The organism is Chryseobacterium arthrosphaerae (assembly GCF_001684965.1).
Taxonomy (GTDB): Bacteria; Bacteroidota; Bacteroidia; order Flavobacteriales; family Weeksellaceae; genus Chryseobacterium; species Chryseobacterium arthrosphaerae.
In genome coordinates, this window is the sequence record NZ_MAYG01000001.1 from 1,675,006 (window position 1) to 1,693,805 (window position 18,800).

Annotated in this window: 13 protein-coding genes and 1 CRISPR repeat array; of the genes, 4 read left to right on the top strand and 9 right to left on the bottom strand. The window is 36.7% G+C overall.

Annotated elements, in window-relative coordinates:
• Positions 1-120 precede the first annotated feature (120 nt).
• Together BBI00_RS07695 and BBI00_RS07700 are read right to left on the bottom strand one after the other, a co-directional pair.
• On the bottom strand, positions 121-798 hold the full coding sequence (locus tag BBI00_RS07695) for a YceI family protein (protein WP_065399660.1): 678 nt from the start codon (positions 796-798) through the stop codon (positions 121-123).
• A gap of 107 nt (positions 799-905) precedes the next feature.
• Positions 906-1,166: a hypothetical protein gene (locus tag BBI00_RS07700; RefSeq protein ID WP_065398218.1), complete on the bottom strand. Its 261-nt coding sequence runs from the start codon at positions 1,164-1,166 to the stop codon at positions 906-908.
• Between the two features lie 646 nt (positions 1,167-1,812).
• Between BBI00_RS07700 and BBI00_RS23760 the strand changes: the two genes are divergently transcribed.
• Both BBI00_RS23760 and BBI00_RS07705 read left to right on the top strand, forming a co-directional pair.
• On the top strand, positions 1,813-1,956 hold the full coding sequence (locus BBI00_RS23760; protein ID WP_083988451.1) for a DUF1737 domain-containing protein: 144 nt from the start codon (positions 1,813-1,815) through the stop codon (positions 1,954-1,956).
• A 473-nt stretch (positions 1,957-2,429) separates the two neighbouring features.
• Entirely contained in the window at positions 2,430-3,209 is a 780-nt protein-coding gene (locus BBI00_RS07705) for a nucleoside phosphorylase (RefSeq protein ID WP_065398219.1), read from the top strand.
• 76 nt (positions 3,210-3,285) lie between these two features.
• A CRISPR array of direct repeats spans positions 3,286-4,718; the repeat unit is 47 nt; unit sequence GTTGTGAATTGCTTTCAAAAATTATTATCTTCGTGATTAGTCACAGC.
• A 57-nt stretch (positions 4,719-4,775) separates the two neighbouring features.
• On the opposite strand, the gene cas2 is transcribed toward BBI00_RS07705, so the two are convergent.
• Genes cas2 through cas9 form a run of 3 tightly spaced genes read right to left on the bottom strand, consistent with a single transcriptional unit; the run spans position 4,776 to position 10,367 of the window.
• Positions 4,776-5,114, bottom strand: coding sequence for a CRISPR-associated endonuclease Cas2 (gene cas2, locus BBI00_RS07710; RefSeq protein WP_065398220.1), 339 nt, complete (start codon positions 5,112-5,114; stop codon positions 4,776-4,778).
• Positions 5,111-6,004: a type II CRISPR-associated endonuclease Cas1 gene (gene cas1 / locus BBI00_RS07715; protein WP_065398221.1), complete on the bottom strand. Its 894-nt coding sequence runs from the start codon at positions 6,002-6,004 to the stop codon at positions 5,111-5,113. The genes cas2 and cas1 overlap by 4 nt, the downstream gene beginning before the upstream one ends.
• Positions 6,005-6,044: 40 nt before the next feature.
• Complete coding sequence (cas9, locus tag BBI00_RS07720; RefSeq protein ID WP_228394734.1) at positions 6,045-10,367, bottom strand: type II CRISPR RNA-guided endonuclease Cas9; 4,323 nt, start codon at positions 10,365-10,367, stop codon at positions 6,045-6,047.
• 215 nt (positions 10,368-10,582) lie between these two features.
• On the opposite strand from cas9, the gene BBI00_RS07725 reads away from it, so the two are divergent.
• Together BBI00_RS07725 and BBI00_RS07730 are read left to right on the top strand one after the other, a co-directional pair.
• Complete coding sequence (locus BBI00_RS07725) at positions 10,583-12,706, top strand: Tex family protein (RefSeq protein WP_065398222.1); 2,124 nt, start codon at positions 10,583-10,585, stop codon at positions 12,704-12,706.
• Positions 12,707-12,912: 206 nt separating this feature from the next.
• The gene (locus BBI00_RS07730; RefSeq protein WP_065398223.1) at positions 12,913-13,548 is read left to right on the top strand and encodes an HAD family hydrolase; all 636 of its coding nucleotides are present in this window, start codon (positions 12,913-12,915) and stop codon (positions 13,546-13,548) included.
• Between the two features lie 109 nt (positions 13,549-13,657).
• Here the strand turns inward: BBI00_RS07730 and BBI00_RS07735 are convergent, their stop codons facing one another.
• Genes BBI00_RS07735 through BBI00_RS07750 form a run of 4 tightly spaced genes read right to left on the bottom strand, consistent with a single transcriptional unit; the run spans position 13,658 to position 18,748 of the window.
• Positions 13,658-14,668, bottom strand: coding sequence for an ankyrin repeat domain-containing protein (locus BBI00_RS07735; RefSeq protein ID WP_065398224.1), 1,011 nt, complete (start codon positions 14,666-14,668; stop codon positions 13,658-13,660).
• Positions 14,668-17,061 (bottom strand): glycoside hydrolase family 24 protein, encoded by a 2,394-nt coding sequence (locus BBI00_RS07740; protein ID WP_065398225.1) that lies wholly within the window; start codon positions 17,059-17,061, stop codon positions 14,668-14,670. Before BBI00_RS07740 ends, BBI00_RS07735 begins: the two co-directional genes overlap by 1 nt.
• A gap of 18 nt (positions 17,062-17,079) precedes the next feature.
• Positions 17,080-17,583, bottom strand: a complete 504-nt coding sequence (locus tag BBI00_RS07745) for a DUF4280 domain-containing protein (protein ID WP_065398226.1) — start codon at positions 17,581-17,583, stop codon at positions 17,080-17,082.
• A gap of 28 nt (positions 17,584-17,611) precedes the next feature.
• On the bottom strand, positions 17,612-18,748 hold the full coding sequence (locus BBI00_RS07750; RefSeq protein WP_065398227.1) for a hypothetical protein: 1,137 nt from the start codon (positions 18,746-18,748) through the stop codon (positions 17,612-17,614).
• Positions 18,749-18,800: the final 52 nt, after the last annotated feature.

Genomic DNA, 18,800 nt, shown 5'->3' on the forward strand with positions numbered 1-18,800 from the left:
GGAAAATAATGTTGATTGCCTTTTAAATCCTTTCCCGGCTACAATAAAAGTTTTACCTCAAAAAACAAAAAAGCTGCTTCCCAAAGAAAGCAGCTTGCAGACTGTTGATACGTCTGAAAATTATTTTTTAGCTTTTACATCGATCGCAATCTCGATATCTTTGCTGATCATCCATTCTGCAGGATCGGCTTCCGAAGTACCGAATTTGATCCCCCAATCTGCTCTGTTTACTGTAAACTTAGCCTGAACAGCTGCTGTACCTTCTGCTACATCTACTTTAGCAGGGAAAGTAACGTTCATTGTTTTTCCTGATAGGGTAAGGTTTCCGCTTACGGTTTTATTAGCGCCTGCTATGGCATCTTTTGGTGCTTCTTTCAAATCTGTAACGCTTGTAATTTTGAAATCTGAGGTAGGGTTTTTCGCTACATCAAAGAAGTCAGGGCTTTTCAGGTGACCTTCAAGATCAGCCGGTTTTTTGTCTTTTTCTGTTACTGAAGCCGGATCTACTTTTATAGAGTTCATGTCAATCACAAAGTTTCCTGCAGTAACCTGGCCTGCATCAACACTGATGTCTCCGGACTTTACCGTAAGTGTTCCCCAACGAGGAGCCATCCCCCCTTTATGGTAGGCTTTCCAGTTTACTACTGAAGCTACCGTATCTACTGCCAGTGTTTCACCTTTGCTCTCAGCTACGGTTTGCTCCTGGGCTGTAGCTGCAGACTCTGCTGATTTTTCTTTGTTACATGATGCTAAAAGTAATCCTACTGCTGCCAATGCAATTACGCTAATTTTTTTCATATTGTTAAAATGTTTAAAATGTTTATTGAAATTTTTATTTCCGGGTACAAAAGTAGAAAAACCTCCCTTACGATATCTTAACATATATCAAGAAATACAAATTTCTGTTATTTGCAAGTGTAAATCCATTTACGGTGTATCTCCCTTCTGTATTGCGAATCATAATTGCTTGAAAATTCCTCATTCTTCACCATTTGATTTTTAAAGCAATCTACAGCACTATCTTGCTTAAGATCTCCTTTGGCAGCCCATCCAGTATCAGAATATCCTGTATAAGTACCATCATTTTCATTTTTAAATACAATAATCCGTTCGTATTCCTGTACGTTGCATTTACATATTTTTGATTCTTCAGGATTGGTATTCATACAGGATATCATGCAGTAAAAACATATGAATAGGGGCAATATTGTTCTCATACTATTAGTTTTGATTTTTGAGAACATAGGTAAATAAAATATGTAAGATATATTGAAAGAAAGTAAAAACTTAAAGATTAATTTATAATTGATTAATATATACATTGATAATAAAATTATCATCTTCGTGATAAGTCACAGCAAAAGTCGACACCATCAGGGATACAACTCTCCTGTCTCCGCCGCCTTTTATACATACCTGACGTGTTAAAAAAAATTATCCAAAAAAATCCCCGGACTTCGCCGGGGATAAAAAAACTAATAACCATGAAAACTCAAATAAACATGAGAATCGGGGGCAAATTTAAATGATCAGAAACTATTTTGCAATCGTTTCAGTCAATCAGTTGTATTTTGATATACGATGAGAATTAAAAATTGGATTTAAAAAAACAAAAAAATTCCCCGGATACCCCAGGAGGAATAAGAGTTTTCTATTTATTAAAGCTAGTAAATTTAAGAACAATACATCACGCAATAATATATTTTGGCCTTTTCCGTAAATATACTGATAGACTGTAGTAATAGCTCTACGGGAAACCGTAATGACTGAGTTTGAATTGTTTGTACATTGCCAGCTTAAATTAGTGATATTATGCAATACAAAATCATTGTCGGTCAAGGAACATATGACTTAGAAAAACAAGTTAATGACCATCTTGTACTGGGGTGGCAGCTACATGGTGGCATATTATATAAGGAATCTCACTTTTTCCAAGCTATGACAAAAGCAAAGTAATAAAATCCCCCACTCAAGAGTGGGGAATTGTTTATTCAGTAACAACTACTACAGTGCTTTTTATCTACATATTCTTTATTGCCGGAAGAATTCACATAATAGCAACCTCCTTTTTCACCAACATGCAGAGCATGTCCATTGTAAGAACAGCCTCCGGAGTCAGATCCACCACCACTACAAGATATTGCCACTACAAAAAACACAGTAAGTAAAATTATTTTTTTCATGGTATATTATTTAATTGGTCCAAAAATATACTATCATGTCATAACTAAAATACGGTTTACCATAACCTATTTTAAAAAAGGTCATGTAGTATTAAGTCTGTTATTCCCATCTGTGAATCTGCCAATATCACTGGAATATTATATAGATTTAATTCACAAGTCATTAAAGATTTCTTCATTTTTTATATTTAAAATTAAGGATCATTATTTGTATCTTAGATTTCCAACAATTCAATACCTATAATTATGGCTGTACCTGTTTTCCCGAAAAAATATCTCCAGAAGGTTGCATTGACTCCGAAAGATCACTTTAGCGCTGATATTGATTCATTTTTACAACATAAACCCATTCATTCAGTTATTTTTTGTTATGAAGAATATCTTATGGAGTTCATAAAAGCTAATTACAAAAATGAATCGGGTAGATTTTGGACCGCGGATATACATATTCTTCAGGGGGAATTTCAAGGCATAGCAGTGGTTGGAAACTTTGGTATTGGTGGACCAGCGAGCACTCATTTACTCGAGATCCTTATATCGCAGGGAATAAAAAATCATATTATGATCGGACATGCGGGCTGCTTACAAAAAGACTTGCCAATAGGCTCTATGATTCTCTGTGAAAAAGCTGTCAGAGACGAGGGATTATCCTATCATTATCTTCCTGATGAAATGTTTGCCTATGCGTCAACATCGATGACTGCCGCAATTGACCGCACATTAAACTCGATAAAAGCAACCTATAAAACAGGAAGTTCCTGGACTATAGATTCAATGTATCGTGAAACCGCAGATGAAATTGCTTATTATAGCAAGTTAGGCATAGACACAGTAGAAATGGAAGCTGCTTCAATGTTCGCAGTAGGTCAATTTCGGAATGTCTCCGTTGGCGCTATTTTCGTAGTCAGTGATATTGTTGCTTTCGAAGAATGGGACGCACATATCAATTCCGTTGATACACAAACAGCTTTAAAAGATGCGTTTACAGTTTCGGCGAGGACGTTGAAAAACCTGCAGACAGAATAAATTAATGGAAGATTAGAAATTTAATAGCTTTGTGATTAGTCACAGCAAAACGAGTTAAAAAGTAATTTGGTTGGTAGTTGTGAATTGCTTTCAAAAATTATTATCTTCGTGATTAGTCACAGCTCATCGTAAGTTTTTGCTGTTATGACAGCTGTTGTGAATTGCTTTCAAAAATTATTATCTTCGTGATTAGTCACAGCAACGGTACAGGAACAATAGCAAACGCAATTGTTGTGAATTGCTTTCAAAAATTATTATCTTCGTGATTAGTCACAGCCAAAGGGCAGAAGAACTGAGGCGGGCTCGTGTTGTGAATTGCTTTCAAAAATTATTATCTTCGTGATTAGTCACAGCGTTCTTATTGGCGTCAATATCAAAGAATGTGTTGTGAATTGCTTTCAAAAATTATTATCTTCGTGATTAGTCACAGCAATTCGATTAATAATCCCTTCCAGTCTTCTGTTGTGAATTGCTTTCAAAAATTATTATCTTCGTGATTAGTCACAGCTCTTCGGTTATATTCTGCAGATCAATTGGGGTTGTGAATTGCTTTCAAAAATTATTATCTTCGTGATTAGTCACAGCTATTTGGTGCTTTATGTTTTATGTATCTCTGTTGTGAATTGCTTTCAAAAATTATTATCTTCGTGATTAGTCACAGCCAACCACAGAAACGATCTTTAGGAAAATAAGTTGTGAATTGCTTTCAAAAATTATTATCTTCGTGATTAGTCACAGCAAAGCTGTTCAAGATGCAATTGCTGAACTTGTTGTGAATTGCTTTCAAAAATTATTATCTTCGTGATTAGTCACAGCTTTTACTCATTTTACTCAAATGTTCGGGCTGTTGTGAATTGCTTTCAAAAATTATTATCTTCGTGATTAGTCACAGCTCCGCTAATGTACAATTATTTTTGTACTGTGTTGTGAATTGCTTTCAAAAATTATTATCTTCGTGATTAGTCACAGCAAAAATGTTTACATTTGATTCAAAGCTTAGGTTGTGAATTGCTTTCAAAAATTATTATCTTCGTGATTAGTCACAGCCTTCTGTAGCCAGGGTATATAATCCGGGGGGTTGTGAATTGCTTTCAAAAATTATTATCTTCGTGATTAGTCACAGCTGTAAATGCTAAAAACTGTTTTTACCGAGCGTTGTGAATTGCTTTCAAAAATTATTATCTTCGTGATTAGTCACAGCGAACCCGCGCGATAGTAGTTATCGCATGTGGTTGTGAATTGCTTTCAAAAATTATTATCTTCGTGATTAGTCACAGCGTTGATACTCAACAACATTATAGCCTTCATGTTGTGAATTGCTTTCAAAAATTATTATCTTCGTGATTAGTCACAGCTCAAGGGCTATAAGAAAGCAGCAGTTAAGTGTTGTGAATTGCTTTCAAAAATTATTATCTTCGTGATTAGTCACAGCCAGCATCCTTTTGACCTGTTGCTTTGTTTAGTTGTGAATTGCTTTCAAAAATTATTATCTTCGTGATTAGTCACAGCCTCAAAAAATAATCTACTGGTTTTCAGTAGATTATTTTTGTTTTTAGAATTTAAAATTTAGAATAATTCAAGCTGTTGAAAGGTTGGTGGCGGTTCTTCTTTATTTCTGGCAAAGAATATTTCAATATCTCCAAATTGCTTATCAGTGATGCACATAATGGCAACTTTCCCTGCTTTTGGAAGCATAAATTTCACTCTTTTAATATGAACTTCAGCATTTTCACGGCTCGGGCAATGTCTTACATACATTGAAAACTGAAACAATGTAAAACCATCATCAAGCAAAGATTTACGAAAGCGGTTAGCATCTTTCATATTGGCCTTAGTCTCTGTCGGTAAATCATATAATACTAAAACCCACATAATTCTATATGCATTAAACCTTTCGGAATTCATAATAATTCAGGATAAGAGATCAGACGTTTTTCGCCTGTATAGCATTTGTACAGTGACGAAGCAGTTATTTTAACGGCAACCAACAGAGGTCTCGTTTTGTCGTCAATACGAACATCTTTGGTAGCAATCTGCAGAATATGAGCTTTAAACTCTTTTGTCAATTCTTCTGTATCAGAATGAATTTCCAGCCACTGCATCACAAGCAAATCAATGAATGGGCGATAAGGTTCCATCAGATCGTCAGCCAGACAGTAAGGATTGTATTTATTCTTGTGGAAAATACCCAGAACTGGAAGTAATCCGGTTTCAACAATTGCTCTTGCTACAATACTTCTGAGCACCGAATAGCCAAAATTGAAAAACTGATTGGGTGAATCTCCAAAACGCTGTCTCAAAAAATCCAGACTGATGAGATACTTCCAGTAATGTTGTGCTGCAATACCTTCCATATTCGTAATATCGCCGCTTTTCACATTATTCTGATAGTCAGCCATCGGTTCATAATAATTTCCTAATCGTTTTAAAACTTTTTTCTGGTTTTCAATTTTACATTCAACCGTCTGTTTCCAAAGTTGTTTTTTAAGAGGTTCACTGGCTTCTAACTGGTCTTTGATCCTGTCAGAATGTTCAGTATGCCCATACAACGGAAGCATCATTCCGTGTGGTAAATGCTGCCCATCACAACTAACCACAACCACATTGTTTCCCATCATTTTCTGAATTAGCTGATGTGAAATAGTGATCTGAAAATGATCCAGCATCAGTAATCCCAAATCTTCCACAGGAACCTTGCCTTTCATTTCCTTAGTAGAAGGATCTAAAATATACATTTGTTCATCTTTGAGTTTAAGATAAGCGGGATTTCCGATGTAGATGGAGCGGGTGATCATGGTTTAAGCTTTTTGAAAGAATTTATTCTTTTGATATATCTTATGCTTTTAAAACATCTCCTAAACGGTCTATTTTCAGCTTGATACAAATTTCTTTAACCATTGAGCCATCAATTGCCCGTTCCATTTTATTCAATGTTGAAAATTCTCCTTTATTAACAATTGATACAGCAATATCATGCCTTACAAAAAATATCTGACTTCCTGAAAAACTTACGACCTTATAAAATCTTTCACTTTTCTCTTTTGTTATATTTTCAATTTCAATACTGCCTCTGTTTTCAAATTCATCACCTGAAGGAATATATACTAAATCATTCGGGCAGAGGAAAAAATCATTTACGTTTTTTAAATCAACAACAGATAATCCTTGTTTTTGTCTTTCAATAACTTCATTCAACGGAATAGTTTCATAGCTTCTTTTTCCCTTTTTATCTTCATAAATTGCAAAAAACAAATTAGTTCCTTTGGCTGCTTCCACATATTTATCTTTTTTATTTCCGGTTTGGCCAACTTGAAATTTACTTCCTAATTCAAAAACTCTTACCTTACTGATAGGTTGATGAGGTCTTCCACCGTTATATTTTTCGATATTTTTATTCATATCCTCAATTCCTTCAGGCGAAAATGCTAACTCCGGACTTTCTTTAAATTCCAGGTAATTTTTAAGAATTTTCTGAATTCCGGTATCTGTAATTGACGCAATTGCTTTTAAATCAAAAGAGGTATCCAGACTTTTCCTGGTTGCTGTCAAAATTTTTCCTTTCGGAACTTTTACCCAGGGTAAATCAATTTTCCCGGAAACTGTTTCTTTATGCATCGGTTTTCTTATTGCCCAGTTTGTACCCGTCTGCTCTACTCTTTCTTTCATCATCACACCATCTTTTTCTACATATTTTTCATAATAATTAGTAGCTTTATTGATGACACGAAGGTTTTGCTTAAAGCTCACGATTATTGTTTCCAATCTATTTTTGGCATCAACCGTAAAGGTTTCCCAAGGTTTCAAAAAATGTTTGGGCACTTCCCGCTCTATTCTTTTCTCCGTTTGAGGATCTTTATACACTGTTTTCTCAAACTTCATCAGTTTCTTCTTCAAATCATACCGTTTTGTAGCCGATTTAGCCGATTGATTGTTGAGTAAATTTACGTGGTCTTTTGTGGCACAGGCAATAACCAAAGCATCTAAAGCGTGATGGCGATGGTCGATTCTTTTCTTTGAAAATCCTTTTGAAAACTCTACCGGAACCGTTGGTAAATATTTCTGATGGTTTTCATTCCAGGAAGTAAAATCTGTTGAATTCGTCAATTGATTCATCCGTTCAAAACGTGGCAGAATCAATTCATTCCAAACATCATTCAATCCCCAGTCCTGTCTGAGTTGTGTGGTGATTTTTCCATTTCCGGGAATAACATTTTTGGAATTCACCCCTTCATCTGTTCCATCCTCCACTCTCACAATATGGGAAAGAATCCCTGATATATATTTACTGATATGACGGGTATCATTCATCTGACGTTCAATCATTTTTTCAGGAATTTCTTCTAAAAGGAGTTTATTTCTTTTCCCTCTATTATTGGCATAATGCTTTTTGACAAATTCTTCATATTCTCCAACTTCAAACACTTTCACCCTTTTTCCAAAACCACACTCAATAATGGTACCTCCAAATTGCTTAATAAATCCTAAACCGATATAATTATCCTTCAATTTATTAACCGCTGATTCGCAAATAATTTTATTGCTAAAACTATCATCAAAGTATCTGCTTTGTGGAATGATATGTTCAATTTCATATTCCGGTGTAAACAATTTATTTAATGGAATAATCTGTCCTGTGTAAGGTGATTTATACTTCTGTTCAAGCCAAAGTTTATATCGTTTTAAATCAGATGAAGAAGGCTGTGCTGTTTTACTTATTTTCAGAATATCATCGTCAATTTCTATATCTGATTTTAAAATCCCATCTTCATAAATTTTCAAAATCTCTTGCTGCATTGGAGAATAAGGGCGAACATTTTCAACAGAATGGTCATTCATCATTTCGGCCAATAAAGCTTTAATACGAAGGTTGGTATTTTCGTTTTCCGTTATTGTTTTTGTGGCATTTGCTCTTTCATCTTTAGTTTGTTTCATTTCCCTTCCTAGCTCAATATGAATTTCATTGAAGAAATCTTTAGCTCCATTTCCATATTTCAACCAGATATCTTTTACTATACGAAGCGTTTCTGTAATCACCTGTTCTACAATTGGATTACGAAGCGAATGCTGTTTAAATTCTTTCAGGAATTCTTCCAGATCATCTGCAGAGTTCCATTTTCCGATCATTGATGCCTCTGAATGCCTTCCGTAAACAATATATTGTGCTAACCACAATTGTAAACCCTGGAAATCATTTTCAGCTGTGAGACGAATTGCCTTTTCTCTCACCCTATCTTTGATATTTTCATCAAATTCACCCGTAATAATTTTCTGAATCCTATTTTTTGAATACAGATCGATTTTGGCATAACTCCAATATTTGCCCAGCCGCATTAAAGGCAACAATTTTTTAATCGCTTTTTCAGAAAAAGAACCGTATTCACTTTTAAAAGGAGGCAACTTTTTGAATGCTTCAAATAAAGAATTTTCATCCAGATTATTTTTTTCTGCAAAAGATTTCAATGCTTTTTCGTATTCTGTTTTATCATTTACAGAATAGATGATATGCCAGATCTTCTGTTCCATTTCTCTGGTCAGAAAGTCGTCAGAAATATTTTCTACTTTTTTCAACCTTTCAGAAATCATTGTTCTGGTTTCATTACAAGGATATTTTTTGTCTTCAACATAATTCCAGCGAAACTTTTCGGTTTCGGCATTTAGTAATTTTCCTTTAAATTCCTTTTGCTCCAGCAAAAATTTAAGTAATGGCTTCTGCTCAATTTCTTTTCTGTTGTTTAAAAACTCAAACAAATTTTCGAAATCCCTGGTAGTGTTTAGAAATTCTTTTGTAACGTTATCATCATTATCTTTTTTATAAATATTCAGATTAAAAATCCACTGCCAGATTCTAAATTCCTGATAATAAGGATTGGACTTCGGAATGGCTTTTAAAAATTGTGTATGTTCTATTCCATTTTCATCTTTATACTTTCTGAATTCCAAAGTACAGTTGGAGATAGATGATTTCTGACTTTTCAAAGGTCTTTGGTAAAAAATAATATCCTCCATAAAAAGATGAACAAAATCTTTTTTGCTTAAAGTCAATTGATGAGCTTCATTATTCCTGTATAATTCCCGGATACAATCGTTATAGAGATCGTTACTCTCCAATTCACGGTGGAATTCTTTCTGTTTTTCTAAAATCCGCTTAAGTTCTTCTTTATAAAACTTCCTTTCTATGGTGCGAACGAGTTTCCCTTTGATTTTCTGTTTAGGGTTTTGAAGAAGCGTTTCGTAAATATAGTTCCCTACAGTTTTTCGGGATCTGTCTATCTCCTGCTCTGTTTTTGTTTTTACAAGCGTCCAGTCATTTTCACCAGGAGCACGGAAACTTCTTTTCTCATTTCCTTCTTTATCAGTTTTGACGCTTCCATCATCATTTAAATCAGTAGTAACAATAAAGTCTCTTATTTTATCTTTCCAATCCAGCAAAGATGTTTTGCTGGATCGTCTGTAAATCCAACCATTTTCCAAGACCAAAGAATACCAAATATCCGATTTTCCTTTTTGAGGTTCGTCTGCCAAAACATCTATAATTTTTAAAGAATAAAACTCTATCAGTTTATTAGGGTTCTCTTCCTCTTCTTCACCACGCAGTTGATAATATCCACGTTTTTGGTTAAAGTTTAAAAGAATCCAGACCAATTCTTCTTTTTCTATTTTTTGTGAGAGTGCCTTTTTGCGGAGATAATAAATTGTCCAGTCATAAGGAACTTTTAAATCCTGCCCATGTGCCTTAAAATCTTCCAGCATCTCATTGAAAGAAGTTTGAAATAAAAATGAAAATTTTCCATCAATATTTTTCCATGCAAGTTTCGGTTCGGTTTCAACTTTAAACTTTCCGAATCGTTTGTCAAAATCAATTTGCGAAGCATAATGTTCCGGAAGGAAGTTCAATACGTTTAAAACTCTGTGAAGTCTTTCTCTTCTTAATAAAAATCTTTCACGAAGTCTTCTTGTTGCTCTGTAATCAGTTCTTGCAGCAGTTTGTGAAACAGAATTCCCTTTTCCGAATTCTCCTAAAATATCCTGTGACATTGGAATAATACGGCTTCCCATCCCAAGGATTTCACCATACTTATTTTCAAAGTTTTGCTTTATCAATGCCCAGCCAATAGAATTCGTTCCCAAGTCTAATCCAAGTATAGTTTTAATCATCATTATTAATTTTTAGATACCACATAAAAATAGAAATAAAAAAATTATTAAAATTGAGGTTTCCCGTAAATCAACTTAAGAGTTTTTCATCTATATTTGTATCAATAATTTTGAAAAGCAATTCACAATAAGGATTATTCCGTTGTGAAAACATTCAAGGCGGGGCAACTCGCCTTTTTTCGTTTTAAAACCCTATTTTAGCTATTCGAAAACAAACAATGACGACCGTAGCATTTATACAGAAGCAGCTCAATATTTCTGAGAAGAGCATCAACAATACTTTACAATTACTGGCAGAAGACTGCACCATTCCTTTTATTGCCCGTTACCGGAAGGATAAAACCGGCAACCTTGATGAAACCCAGATTGAGCAGATTGCCAGGATCAGCAGGCAGTTTGAAGAGATCATCAAAAGAAAGGAATCTATTCTCAAGTCTATAGAAGAACAGGATGCTTTGACTCCTGAACTCAGACAGAGGATTGAAGACAGTTTTGACCTTCAGGAACTGGAAGATCTATACCTGCCTTTTAAAAAACGCAAGAAAACCAAGGCTGATGCCGCTAAAGAAAAAGGACTGGAACCTTTAGCCAAGATCATCATGAGCCAGAAGAATAATGATGTTCTATTGTTGGCGTCGAAATACGTAAACAATGAGGTAGGATCTGAGGAAGAGGCTCTTCAGGGAGCCAGGGATATCATGGCAGAATGGATCAATGAAAATATGTATGTGCGTAAAAACCTTCGCCGTATATTCCAGCGTAAGGCTGTAGTGACTTCTAAAGTAGTGAAAGCCAGAAAAGATGAGGAAGAAGCCCAAAAGTTCGCCCAGTATTTTGAATGGGAAGAGAACCTCAGCAGAACACCTTCACACAGGCTTCTCGCTATGTTGAGAGCAGAATCTGAAGGGTTTGTGAAAACCCATGTAGGAATTGATAAGGAAGAAGCGATTGACTTCATAGAAAAAGCCATCATTAAATCGGATAATGAAAGCGCAGAGCACATCGCCCTGGCCATTAAAGACAGTTATAAAAGACTTCTGGAGCCCGCCATTTCCAATGAGGCCCTGCAGGAAGCTAAGGAAAAAGCGGACCGGAAAGCTATTGAGATCTTCTCTGAAAACCTGAGCCAGCTGCTTTTAGCCCCGCCTTTGGGAGAAAAAAGGATCCTTGCGATAGATCCGGGATACAGAAGCGGCTGTAAAGTGGTTTGCCTGGACGAGAAAGGCGACCTGCTGCACAACGAAACCCTCTACCCTCACGCCCCCCAGAATGAAAGCGGAATGGCGATGAAAAAGATCCGTTCTATGGTAAACGCCTATAATATTGAAGCCATCTCTATCGGAAACGGAACAGCGAGCCGTGAAACGGAGTTTTTTATTAAAAAGATTGCTTTTGACAAGCCGTTACAGGTTTTTGTGGTTTCTGAAGCCGGAGCCTCTGTATATTCCGCAAGCAAGATTGCAAGGGAGGAGTTTCCGACGTATGACGTGACTGTACGTGGAGCGGTTTCGATCGGAAGGAGACTTTCTGATCCGTTGGCAGAACTGGTAAAGATTGATCCGAAATCTATCGGCGTGGGGCAATACCAGCATGATGTAGACCAGACGCAATTGAAAAACGAGCTTGATGCTACGGTGATGAAATGTGTGAACTCAGTGGGCATCAATGTAAATACAGCGAGTAAATCTTTGTTGAGCTATGTTTCCGGAATCGGAGAGAAAATGGCTGAAAATATCGTTAATTACCGGGCTGAAAACGGGGCTTTTGAAGACAGGAAGCAGTTGAAGAAAGTACCAAGGCTTGGAGAAAAAGCCTTCCAGCAGGCGGCAGCTTTTGTAAGGATCTCCAATGGCAAAAATCCACTGGATAATTCTGCAGTGCACCCCGAAGCTTACGGAATTATAGAAAAAATGGCTAAAGACCTGGGCATTAAAACAAATGAACTGATCGCCAATAAAGAAAAAATAGCTCTGGTAAAACCTGAATCGTATATCACGGAGGAAATCGGAATCCTGGGGATCAGAGATATCCTTAAAGAGCTTGAAAAGCCTGGTCTGGATCCTAGAAAAGCGGCTAAAGTTTTTGAGTTTGACCCTAATGTAAAAAGCATTAAAGATCTCAAAGCAGGGATGATCCTTCCGGGAATCGTCAACAATATTACCGCATTCGGATGTTTTGTAGACCTGGGCATCAAAGAAAGCGGGCTTGTACACATCTCCCAACTGAAAGACGGCTTTGTATCTGATGTGAATGAAGTGGTAAAACTTCACCAGCACGTAAGGGTAAAAGTAACGGAAGTAGATGAAGCGAGAAAAAGGGTTCAGCTGAGTATGATTTTATAGTGACGGAGCGGGAAGCCGGAAACTGGAAGAGAGAAGTACTTTTTTAAGTCATCAATAACAGCTTTCTGACTTTTCATTTTGTTTTGATCAGTTTTATTCATGATCAAATATAAAAAGCAGACAGTGACTTCCGCCTCCCGCCTATCGCTTACTGCCTCCTGCCTCCTGCTTACTGCCTAATTAACCAACACTATTAAATACCTATTTTGAAGTATAAACATTTAATTTTCGATCTGGACGGAACACTTTGGGATCCCCGGTCGACGATCATCGGAATATGGAACGATGTTTTGTATGAACATCAACTGATCGAAAGGGAGCTGAAACCTGAAGATATGAACCCTTATATGGGACTTTTGGCTAAAGATATCATCAAAGATATTGTATCCGGTATTTCTGACCAGAAGGTACAGGAAGTTCTTTCCAACATCATAGCGAAGGAAAAAGAGGTCCTGCGTGCCCGTGGCGGCATCTTGTACAGGGGTGTTGAAGAAACCCTGAAAAAGCTTTCTGAAGATCACCGCCTGTTTATTGTCAGCAACTGCCAGGATGGGTATATCGAAGCATTTTTAGAATATTATCAGTTCAATGACCTGTTCACCGATTTTGAGTCCCATGGCCGGACCCAAAAACCAAAATCAGAGAATATACAGCTCATAATGAAGAGAAATCACTTATCTCCTGAAGACACGGTATATATTGGTGATACCCAGACAGATTATGATGCTTCACAATCGAATACCCTATCATTTATTTTCTGTAAATACGGATTCGGGCATCTGAACACTGATGATTACCAGCCAGCTATTGCAGCTTTTCCGGACCTGGAACTGTATGTATAACCTTTTGGTAGCAGGAATATTTTTTAACTGAAAACTCCAATACTGTTTAATAAACAGTATTGGAGTTTTTGCTTTTGCCGGTGCAAGCGTATCGTTTGCCTCGGTTATTTTATTTACATCTTTCAATAATACGGTCTTTCTTTCCTTCAATAATAAATGGGTTTTCCGGAATTTCTACTGTTTTTATCCTTGAATCATAAAACCCTGTCCAATGTACTGAAATTTTATCTTCAGAGACCGGCTCTATTCTCAGAACCGGCTTTTCTAAGGAAATGGATTTCCAGTCTAATGTTTTGTTTAAACGTGTAATTGCTGCCAGGGAATTGAAAAAAATATCATTATTCTTAATAGCCATCACCAATCTTACATAGCCATCATGGGTCATTAAGTCCAGATATGCATTTTCAGCATCCAGGATTATCAGCCCTGTTTCAGATTTACAATCATTTTTATATATCCCTTCAACAATAACCGTGTCCTCTTTGTTGTCATATTTCCTGTCGTTAAATAATGATAAAAATCTCACATTATGCTCTTTAGCATAATCATATGCAGAAATATTTTCGAAATTCTTTTCAAAAGGATCTGCTCCTGAATCAATCAATAATTTAAAAATATCAGATTGCTCATTGATGATGGCTACCAGAAGCGGAACAAATTTTTTATTTCCTTCAATATCATTTACCGCATTTATTTTTGTGCCTGAATGTATTAATGTTCTGACAGTACTTATTTTACCGGATTGTATAGCGGCAATCATTAAGGTATAGCCTTCATCATTTATCATCGGATTAACATTGGCCTTATTTTTAATAATGAGTTTAATCATTTCCCCGTTTCCAGCCACTACAGCAACATATAACGCTCCATACGCATTGAAATCATCTTCTCCTGCTGTTTCAATATCGGCTCCATTTTGTAAAAGCTGTTGAACTCTTTTTAAATTATTTGATTTTACGGCTAAACCAAGTTCATTATATTTCAGATTACAGCCAGAAAGATTACCGGCTTTTGAAGAGAATAAAGAATTTTCATGAATAAGGGGTTCTTTCTCTGCTTTTTTACTGTTCCCACTGCATGAAAACATCAGGAGAATACATATCAGGTATAATTTCATCATTACTGTTGAATTTCTATGTGAATTGCAGGTTCTCCATTATCGTAATTTATTTTTCCTTTAGTTCCAACACTTACTATAGGATGAATGATCTTTATCACCGAAATATCTTTTGCCAAATCCAATATAAATTGCTGATAATTAACTAATCCGTTGGTATAGGAAACATCCAGAATGTTTAATTTTGCATATTCTGATTCTGCAACACAGTGCAATGACACTCTTTTACCCTGTCTGGATAGCTCATTGATTTTCTCAACCATTGCATTAATCGTTCTCTCTTTTCCTTGATTTTTCATTAAATTATAAACATTTAGTACTTGTCTCCCGGGAGAAGCATACTTAATATGTCTTCCGTTACTTTCATTATTATACATTGCTTCCGCTTGTTTTCTCGGAGATCTTATAGTACTTGTTATGATTATCTTTTTATTTCCAGATGACCTGGCTGCCTTTTTCAGAATATTTTTTGTCTTCTCAGAAACAATTTTTTGTCTTTCAACTTCAATATTTTTATCAAAAATGATCATAATATCATCAGATTTATCTTGTTCCGTTTTTAGAATGGTATCACAGCAATGGATTCCAAAGTATCTTTTTAAGAATCCTTTTTTTAAATGCAGGTTACTGCTATCAGACAGTTCTTGATGTAAAAATGCTTTATATTTTGTTTTAATTTTTTCTCTGCTCTCCTCTCTTTGGCCATAACCTGCGCCTGGAAGACTTGCCCATTCTTTACTGCACTTATCAATAGCCCCGTCAATATCATTAGAATTAATATTTTCAAATGCTTTTTTCTTTTTAATAATAAGATAAGCACAATAAATATCCTGGCTTTCTTTAGAGAAATCACTGACATTATTATCAATTCTCCACTTTGCAAAAGCTTCACTATTCCAATTTGTTTTAGTAATCTGATAAGCCCCTGCTGCCGTAGAATCATATTTTTCAATATAAACTTTAGGATGTGTGCTCATGTCTTTTCCATGATCTTTAAAACTGCTTCCTCCAACTATTCTGGTATAACCGGCTTCATCTTCAGTACCTTCACCAATCCTTATCATTCTCATAAAAGCTCTCAGTCTGGCTTCACATTCACATATCTTTGCTTTTTCAATACGTTCTTGTTTTTTCTCTTTAATAATCACTACAGAATCATTATCCTCCACTTTCACAGGTTCAGCATCCGGATTTACCGGAATTACCCAGGAAGTGACGGAGGTATTGAGATGCTCCACTTCTATGAAGTACTCCTGTGAAGATCCTTCGCCCCATTCATTCCCTTTGGCATACATCTTTCTGGTAAGCGGGATTCCATTGATAAAATTATACGTATCATAGGCCAACACTACCGGGATTTCGTATAAAAGATCATTGCTGTAGCGTATCAGGTCTTCTTCCCAGATCTTTACCTTTACACTCTTCCCTTTCATATTCTGAGAGGTTATTTTAATGGAAACGATATCTCCTGTTCCGGCATTTTTCAAAGTTTTTCCTGTACCATCTGTAAACTCTGCACTCAGAATTCTTCCTTCCGGATCTGCCTGTTTCTTTGCCGCCGGGGTTTGTGGAAATTTGGCTGTATTTTCCTTCGGCTTCGGGTTATTCTGTGCTGATCCATTTCCGGATAAAGAAATTTCCTTTGATTTACGTTGATCAGACACCGGAGGGATATATCCCGGATTGGCTACATTCACATTCGGGCTGGCTTTGAGAATATGTTTTGAAATCACTTCTGCAGTTACATAATATTCATGTGTTTTTCCTTCGTTCTTATCTCCTTTGGCAACTCCTGCATTGGCGATCTGAACTGCCAGCGTATAAGCAGGAAGCAGGAAGACCACCCTGGCAACTCCTTCATGATCTACCTCACCGGTAAGAGGAATTCTATTGATCTTATTCATCATATTCACGACAGGATCGTGCCCTTTACCTGTTGCATCGTCTTCCCAAAGGGTAAAAGCAACCTTTTGCCCGAACATCCCGACACAATAGGCTTTGACAATTATCGTATCGGTATAATGCATGAGCTTTCCCTTTGGAATCCTTTTAGAATGAATATCCAGCAATTCCACATGGGTTATTCCGGGATTCTCAGCAGGCTGAGGTTTTATATACAGATCTCCTTTGTCTTTCCCTCTGATCACTTCAATTTTAAGGGCTTTATATTGGAGGCTTTTATCTGTAAATTTATAGGTCACCAGTGTCCCTTCCTTCAGATTTCCATTGGTTATGCGCCACCCTTTCCTATCCTGGACATGAATATTCCATTCTATCTTCGTAAGTGGAAAAGCAACGGGATTCAGCAGTGTAAAGGGATCGGATAAAGAAAGCGAATACATTTCCGTTTCTCCCACTGTAGGCCTGGTGTTTCCTGTAATAGTCAATTTTGCCATATCTGTTCATTTTGAAGATTATTCATACACGGGATCCGGATCTTCCAGTTCTTTCTGAAATTCTTTTAAATCTATAAACGGATTGATCATATGATAGGCCCCGGAATCAGCAAACGTTATATTCTGCCGGTTCATAACAGACGTCTGGCCGTGTTCCTTTACGGTAATCTTTCCGCCGGTACAGCACATCAGCTCAGAAATTTCCGAAAGGCAGCTTTTACCCATCACCTTGGTCTTTTCATATGTTTTCTTCCATTTTCCGGCAGGAGCAAAAGCGCAGGGAAGATACCCGGCAGAGGTGGGTTTTAATTTACATTTTCCAAAACTTGGTCCGGGTGGATCAAACTGTACATCATCTTCTGTTACCGCAAGATAATCTGCTGTTGCGTCTTTATGATTCCAGTAATGTTTCTGATGGGATGTAACCATGAACCGGGGAAACTGATCTCCCTGGTTACAGCAGGCTTTGCCTTTCCGGACGATAAAGTGCTTGCCGTCATGGGCAGATAAACTTTCTGTCATTATAATAGTGATGTAAGTATGGTGGGTATCAATGGTAATTGTGGCCTATTAATTTTTCCAGTTCAAAAGTTATTTTTTTCTCATAACCGGGCATCTGAAGTTCCGTTGCAGCATTGATCTTCAGAATAGAAAAATCTTTACCGTCCAAAGTATATAAAGCCTTATGACGGGCTCCTACAGATGCCGGATGCGGCCTGATATGCTCATCATAATCCTGATGAGTAAAATACAATTCCTGAACAGTACGGTAATCTGCCGATCTTCCTTTCTGTAAGAGCTCTATGAACCCGGAATCTGTCTGCGGCAAAATCTGATGTATCATTTCCATCCTGACAGGTAAAGCCGGAGCCAGCCATGACAACTCATCCTTATAAGGAAATGTGGTATCCTTTGAGTGATAATGTGCCTGATAAAAGCGGTTAAAAATGAATTGTATGGCTAACATTTTCTTTAAACTATTATACATATTCTGCGGATCTGCCATTGTCTGTTTCATCTGGTCAATATGAGATGCAGCATAGGGCCCTGTATGGTAATTTTTCAGTTTTTCAATTTCACGGATAATTTCTGTAATCTCTTTATGAGATTCTGCCGCTACAAAGTTTCCCGAATGATCTGTGATCAGGGTTACCGGATAAATTATTTTCACAAAATCAGCGGCAAGGCTACTGATTTTCTGCCCGGGTTCTTCACCGTCTTTTTTAAAACCACCCATTGAAAACTGCACATAATACCTTCCTTCCTCTTCTTTTACATAGGTGAAATGCAATTCATAGGCATATTCGGATTTTTGCACTCCGTCATCACTTTCAGTCTGTCTTACAGCATAATCGCCGTTGACCAGGCTGATATCAAATGGGATACTCCCCTCAGGAAGAAGATAACGCAGGCTTTCACCGTTCTCCCTTATCGTCCTGTTGATGGCCTGTATTTCATCTGATGACGGAATACAAAGCTTTTGCAGGAGTCTTAATGTTCCATCTCCGGGAATAAGATCCAACGGGCTACAGCGCACATTGTGGTATTCCCGGAGGTATTCATAATTTTCAAGGTTCAGATCCCAGGATATGCTTTCCAGTGTTTCTCCCTGTTTTACAAAATAGAGGTTCACAGCAGAATCACTTTCCTGAACGGAGTTTCCCCGATTCGAAATATTCTTTTTCATAATGTATTTTGTGTTTTTTAATTCTAAAAGGTTTTTAAAATTAAAAATCCGG